This is a genomic window from Candidatus Hydrogenedentota bacterium, assembly GCA_035416745.1.
In the GTDB taxonomy this organism is placed as follows: Bacteria; Hydrogenedentota; Hydrogenedentia; order Hydrogenedentales; family SLHB01; genus UBA2224.
The window spans coordinates 32863-38890 of the sequence record DAOLNV010000054.1 but is presented as its reverse complement, the minus strand read 5'-3'; the positions used below and the strand labels follow the sequence as shown (position 1 = coordinate 38890).

Annotated in this window: 6 protein-coding genes; 2 read left to right on the top strand and 4 right to left on the bottom strand. The window is 60.4% G+C overall.

The annotated features are described in order from the left end of the window. Together PLJ71_15395 and PLJ71_15390 are read left to right on the top strand one after the other, a co-directional pair. Positions 1 to 717: HEAT repeat domain-containing protein (locus PLJ71_15395; protein ID HQM50072.1), on the top strand; the 717-nt coding region annotated here is incomplete at its 5' end. A gap of 244 nt (positions 718 to 961) precedes the next feature. Then, positions 962 to 1252, top strand: a complete 291-nt coding sequence (locus tag PLJ71_15390; GenBank protein ID HQM50071.1) for an RNA-binding protein — start codon at positions 962 to 964, stop codon at positions 1250 to 1252. Positions 1253 to 1490: 238 nt separating this feature from the next. Here PLJ71_15390 and PLJ71_15385 read toward each other — a convergent pair whose 3' ends face one another. From PLJ71_15385 to PLJ71_15370, 4 genes are all read right to left on the bottom strand, one after another. Continuing rightward, positions 1491 to 2501, bottom strand: a complete 1011-nt coding sequence (locus PLJ71_15385) for an amidohydrolase family protein (protein HQM50070.1) — start codon at positions 2499 to 2501, stop codon at positions 1491 to 1493. A gap of 51 nt (positions 2502 to 2552) precedes the next feature. Continuing rightward, entirely contained in the window at positions 2553 to 3941 is a 1389-nt protein-coding gene (locus PLJ71_15380) for a hypothetical protein (GenBank protein ID HQM50069.1), read from the bottom strand. 16 nt (positions 3942 to 3957) lie between these two features. Beyond that, on the bottom strand, positions 3958 to 5442 hold the full coding sequence (locus tag PLJ71_15375; GenBank protein ID HQM50068.1) for an FGGY family carbohydrate kinase: 1485 nt from the start codon (positions 5440 to 5442) through the stop codon (positions 3958 to 3960). Further along, positions 5426 to 6028: hypothetical protein (locus tag PLJ71_15370; GenBank protein ID HQM50067.1), on the bottom strand; the 603-nt coding region annotated here is incomplete at its 5' end. The genes PLJ71_15370 and PLJ71_15375, both read right to left, overlap by 17 nt.

Below are 6028 nucleotides of genomic sequence, written 5' to 3'. Positions count from 1 at the left end.
CCGCTCGAGGAACTCTATGATACACAAGAGGATCCACATGAAATCGCGAATGCCGTGGATAAACCTGAACTCGAGTCCGAACTGAAGCGTTTGAGGGAAGCGCTCGACGTCTTCCTTGACGAATCCAGCGATACGGGGTTTGTCCCTGAGATGGACCTCGAAACGTGGCTCGCGGGCGAGTGGCCGGGACCCCCCGAAGCCCTTCCCGTATATGAACTTCCAGTAGACGCCCAACTCTTTGGGAGACCAGTCAAAGACTACCTCCAGATGCTCAACGGGACCGCTCGCTTGCAGCGTCTGCGCGTGATCAAGACCGTAGGCCTCATTCCGGATGCCGCTCCGTTGCTTCGCACAGCCCTGCAAGACTACGACGCCGGCGTGGCCCACTGGGCGGCAGTCTCCCTTGGGCATCTGCCCGACAGTTCTCCAGAAGCCATCCAGGGATTGCTTAAAGCATTGGAGCGAAATGAGATAAGCGCTAAGTTGGGAGCGGCGAGGGCCTTGGTTCTGCTCGGCCGCATTAACGAGGCGATGCCCGCGCTGAAACAGGCAATCACGCACGAGAACGAGTACGTTCGCCTCTCCGCCGTCGAAACCCTCGAAATCGTTGGCGCCGGCTTTCCAGGTGTGCGTGAACTCCTCGAAGAAGTCATGAAGGAAAGAGAGAGCTATCCGCGCCGTGTCGCGGCCACGAGCCTCGGGATTCAGATCCGGTAGTAATGCATGCCTAGTGTTGGGGCACTACATGGCCCTTGTAAGAAAGTATTGCTTTTTTCGGGATTGTCAGCTACACTACTTTCCGTGCAATGGTGCACGTGAACTGGAGTTAGTGAGCTTCCGCCTCCGTTTTGGACCTGATCCTGCGCGTGATTTCCTGAAAAGATGTCATGCTCGCTCCGGACTGGTTGCCGACCGGGTTGAGGGCCACCCTCCACAAGACCACTCTGGAAAGGAAAGAGTAATGAACATCTACGTAGGAAATCTATCGTACGACACCGATAACGCAGCCCTCCGCGCAATGTTTGAGGCGCACGGTGCGGTGGAAGACGCGCGCGTTATCGAAGACCGGCAGACGGGGCGTTCGCGCGGATTCGGCTTCGTCGAGATGCCGAACAACTCCGAAGCGCAGGCGGCCATCGATGCCCTTAACGGGCAAGAGATGCAGGGGCGCACGCTTACCGTGAACCAGGCTCGTGAACGCGAAGCCCGCCGGCCCCGTGGGGGCGGTGGCGGATACGGTTCGCGCTATTAATCATCCGTAGGGCACTCGGAATCAGTGGCGGTATTGGCCGGATAAGACGGCCAGTACTGCCGCTTTTCACGTTGGGGACCGAACGCCCTGCGCCGATCTCGCCGGGAACCGCGTGGCCGATAAAGACCCAGCCCCTATACGGATTATGCAGCGGGTCCTCGGTCTCGACAGGGTGCACGGCCACTCCCACGGTGACAGCCGCGAATATGGCTCACGATGCCAAGAAGACCCCCTCTACCTACAGCACGCTATCCAGCAATTGTCTGCCATTCCCGCAGAATACCGCCTCGACGAAGTCCTTTCCCAAACCGCAGCGTTCGACCGCTTTCCTTATGCCGCGCAATTCTTCGTACAAGAACGATGTGAACACCAGTTTGCCGTGGTCATCCGAGATGGACAAGTGCCACGGCACTGGCGTGACATACGTGTATTGGTTGTTGATCTCGACGGACTTTCCCGGCGCCACGGCGATGGGCAGGTCCGTGGCATAGAGAATGCGTTCCCTGGGAGCGACCGTGAACACGTACTCGAGCACCTCCGGATTGCTCACCATGGCCAGATCGAAGTAGAGGTTGGGCAAACCGGCGAGGGCGTCCAGATTGCCTTGTACGTTCTTCAGGAAATACGCGCGGCCGACATGGGCCAGCACGATGCGCGCCTCGGGATAAGCGCCACACAATGCCACCAGCTGCTTTTGGTTCAGCGGGTCCGCCAGCCGTTCCTTACGCGGGATGTGGAGCATTACCAGGAGTCCGTGGGCGTTGACGACCTCCATGGCCCACCCGGGAAGCATCTCGGCAATCTCCACCGTGTTAGGGTCGTCTTTGCGCAGGTAATTCAGGTAGGGCTTGAGTCCCAGGAATCGGCCCGAGGCCAAGTCCGTCTCAACGGCTTCGGGTGTGTCCTCAAGCGGATCAAACAGCCGCAGCGGGAAGAAGCGTTTCTTGTCGGCGGCACGCCCTGCGTAGTCGTTGTTGCTGACGCGGTCATATTCAACGTGGGGGAGGCCGAACACGACGGCGCTCGTATCGCGGCCGGGATACAGTTCGGCCATGTCCTGTGAAAGGGCATTCAAATCGTAACTCGGAAGAGCATGACCTGCACACGAATAGGGCTCGCAGCCCGAAGGAATGGTCTCTGCATGAAACACGTGCGCGTGGAAGTCGAGAACGCTTTCGGGGACGAAATCCTCGAGTTCCTCTTCCCAGATGATGCGGTTCCTCTCGTGTTTGGTCGTCTCACGCCACATGGTCTGCCTTTCGTCAACGTCGCGCGCTGCGCGGGTTCGCCGCCGGCCGGGTTACAGGGTTGCAACGTCCACGCCCAGAAAGGAACCGAATGCGGCCAGCTCGCCCGCGCGGTCTCCAAATACCAGGGCGCTGTGATGGGTACCCCCGTTGAGCGAGTATTCCTCAAGGAACATTTCGACCGGCAACTCGGGACGAATCCATCCGCGGACGGAGTCTTTCATTGATTCAACGGTGGTGTCTTCCAACACCTGCACCGGTGCGACGATGAGCCCGAAACTATCGTCGGGTCCCGGCGCCAGATTCACCAGCACCGCGGGCCCCTCCTGCAGCGCGCACGTAATGATAGCCGGATTCCGTGCCGGCGTGAACGGAAAGTCTTTCTCGAGCAGACGCGGAGTATCGCCCGCAACCTCCGGATTGATCTCGCCCATGTGCGATAGGAACAACGCGTCGCCTTCCCAATCGGGACAGAAGATCTCCGTAAACGTCGTCTTGCCGAAAGCCTTGTTCAGCGCCCCAACCAGCGCCGCGGTGAGAACGTCACCTTCTCCCGCATAGCCCAGACCGCGCCCCATGGCTTTCGACGCCTCCAGGAACGGGACGGTATCAATGGGACCATCCGGGGAGTCAAATTGCAGGAAATTCATGCTGAACGCCGAGTACTCGCCGTCCAGGAGGCGTTTTCGCAACGCCAGCCCAGCGCGGACCGACCTGCGATGTACCTCTTCGGATGCTTCAACGGAGAAACGCGCACGGTCAGTCTCCATCTCCTCCCGGACGTCGTCTTCCGTGACGAAGGCCGTTTCCGAAGCCAGGTCCGCGATCGCGATCTCATCCGTGCATATTCCCAGGCGGGATTCCATGACGGCTTCGGGCGGAGCGAAGTCTCCCATGCCTTCGAAGGAAGAGCCGATACGCAGGGCGCACGTCGTGCGGATGCATCTGGCCGCGGTCGCCCCGCGCGCAACTCCCGCGGCGCGCTCCATCACTTCAGGACTCCCAAAATGCCCCGCCACAATCTCGAAATGCTTGTTCCTGGTCCGCAACACGGAGGCGAGATCCTGAACGCCGTGGATGCCGTGGTTGAACATGATGCGCTCAGGGGAAACGTTCCGTCCGAACGCTGCGTCCATGGTTGTGTCAAGCATCAACAGCGGGACCTTGCTGGCCGCAAGGATGTCAGCCGATTCCAGCGACGGTGAATAGGCCAGATGCAACGCTACGATGAGGTCCACTTGTTCTCGCTCAAATCGTTCGACCGCCTTTCCGAACTCTTCTTTCACCCTGCAGATTTCGCCTTGCGACACAGCCACTCCGTGGTTCCGGAACCCTTCCGAAATAGCCGCCATGAATGGTCCGAAATCTTTGCGAAGGTCGGGGCGTATATCGTCGTAGAGCTTGAGATACAGGGGCAGAAGACCGATTTTCGGCTGTCGCATGACCATCTCCTCCGTTTCACAGAGCGTTGAAGCGTCTCGTTACCTGGTCAAAACATGCCGCCGCCTCGCGTAGCGACCTGCAGGCCGCTTCGCCGGGCATACGCACAGCAGCGGTTGGCGCGCAGGCGATGTCGGGCGCGAATGCGTACACGGCCCCCCGAGCCACCGCCAAATCCTGTTCCACTTGTTTTCGAACGGGAATGCCGCGAAACATGGCAGCGATGAGACGGCAAAAGTAATCGCCCTTGCTTGCTCCGCCTCCAAGCACGATGCTATCCGCAAGCCCCTTCGAAACGGGCCGGCGCAGTGCATCCGTGAGCTCGAAGACCATCCCTGCCGCAATGGCACGCAGGATATCCGCTCGCGTCGTGCCGGTGCTTATTCCAAAGAACGCGCCCGCCCCGTATGCCTCGGCATGGACAGGATTGCGCTGGGCAAAGTGGGGCACGACCACAAGGCCTGGCGGAGGCACAAGGCTCTTGCGGAATAGAACCTCGGCGTTCTCCAGCGCCTTATCCAGGTCCGGGTCAATAAGCGTTGTCAGCGCCCAGTCCCAGGACGTGTTCCCGGTCCCCAGGGGCAGCACCACCAACTGACCTTTTCCCACAACGGAATTCAACACCAATTGCATGGGCGAATCCACGGCGTCAGTATCCGGACGGGCGTAGTTGCAGACCCACGCCGTGCCAAGAGAGCAGTGGACGGGATGCGGCGAGACGCCTGCTGCGGAGAGATAGCCGGCTTCCTGGTCGATGTACGGGCCTGCTACTGGAATGCCCGCAGTGAGGCGGAGACGTTTGGCGGCCGCAGGCAATAACCGTGCGGTCTCGTGTTCCTCACGCAGCCTTGCCACAAAAGACAGCTCGATATCGATAACATCGAACGCCGCGGAATCCAGGCGTTTGGCCGCCGCATTGTATGATCCCACCTGAATCGCATTCCCCGGGTCCTGCCGCCACACGCCCGTCAACCGATGAAACATCCACTCGCCCGCGCCAACGTGGATGTTGAAATCGTGGAACAGGCCAGGGCGCTTTTCCCGGAGCCACGACAGGCGCGCCAGACCATGCGGAATACCCTCGCGCAGCGTGAATTCCAGCCAGAACTCCGGAGTGGTGCGTTTCTCGATGAGCGACGCGTGGGCGTGAGCCCGGGCATCGTTCCACAAAACCATGGGCGTGAGAGCCTTGCCCGATTTGCGCTCGGCAATGATGCTGCTGCCGCCCTGAGCCGCCAGGCCGATGCCCGTCACCATGCTCCAACGGTTTCCGAGCCGTTCGCGAACCGCATTCACTGAGGCTGCGAAAGCGCGGTCCAGCGTCTGCACGCTTTGTTCACGGCCCCCGTTCGCCAACAGCGCAACCGGCAGCTTCTGTGAAGTCTGGGCAAGAAGCGCCCCCGAGGTTGCGTCAAACGCACACACCTTGAGAACTGTCGTGCCCACATCAATTCCGATGAGGACGGACCGTTCTCTAGCTCCTTGTCTACTCGTGGCGCGCATAGGTTACGGTCCGAACGGCCTTTTCGAGCCAGTTGCGGGTCTCGGGAGACGCCGCGGCGCCCGTGATGACGTGGTCGATATCGCCCCACAAAGCAAACCGCACAAAGGCCGGTTTCTCGAATTTTGTGTGGTCGGCGGCCAGCACCGTTTCCTTCGCGCTGGCAATCATGGCCTGCGAAACACGCGCGACACTGACATCCGTTGTGAACGCCCCTTCGCGGTCCGCGCCGTCTGCGCCGATACACGCCATGTCGACGCGAAACCGCTTCAGGTTTTCTTCAGTCAACCAGCCCGACAAGTCGGGGCTTCCCGTGCGCACCGCCCCGCCCGTGAGCACCAGCGCAATGTTCGGGCGGCCATAAAGAGCCGAGGCGATCGCGAGCGACGACGTCAGCACCGTCAGATCGGGAATCCCCGCGATAGCTCTCGCGACCTCGAGAGCGGTAGTGCCTGTGTCAAGGGTCAGGGTCATGCCGCGTTGCACGAGTTGCGCCGCTTCATGTGCGATAGCCCGCTTTTCTTCTGCGTGGAGGCTGCTCTTCTCCCTGAATGAAAACTCAACAATGCCCGCCCGGGAGAGAACGGC

What these genes read in the sequence shown, in the direction of transcription:
- PLJ71_15390 (HQM50071.1), top strand. Translation starts at nt 962, where the DNA reads ATGAACATCTACGTAGGAAATCTATCGTACGACACCGATAACGCAGCC.
- PLJ71_15385 (HQM50070.1), bottom strand. Translation starts at nt 2,501, where the DNA reads ATGTGGCGTGAGACGACCAAACACGAGAGGAACCGCATCATCTGGGAA.
- PLJ71_15380 (HQM50069.1), bottom strand. Translation starts at nt 3,941, where the DNA reads ATGCGACAGCCGAAAATCGGTCTTCTGCCCCTGTATCTCAAGCTCTAC.
- PLJ71_15375 (HQM50068.1), bottom strand. Translation starts at nt 5,442, where the DNA reads ATGCGCGCCACGAGTAGACAAGGAGCTAGAGAACGGTCCGTCCTCATC.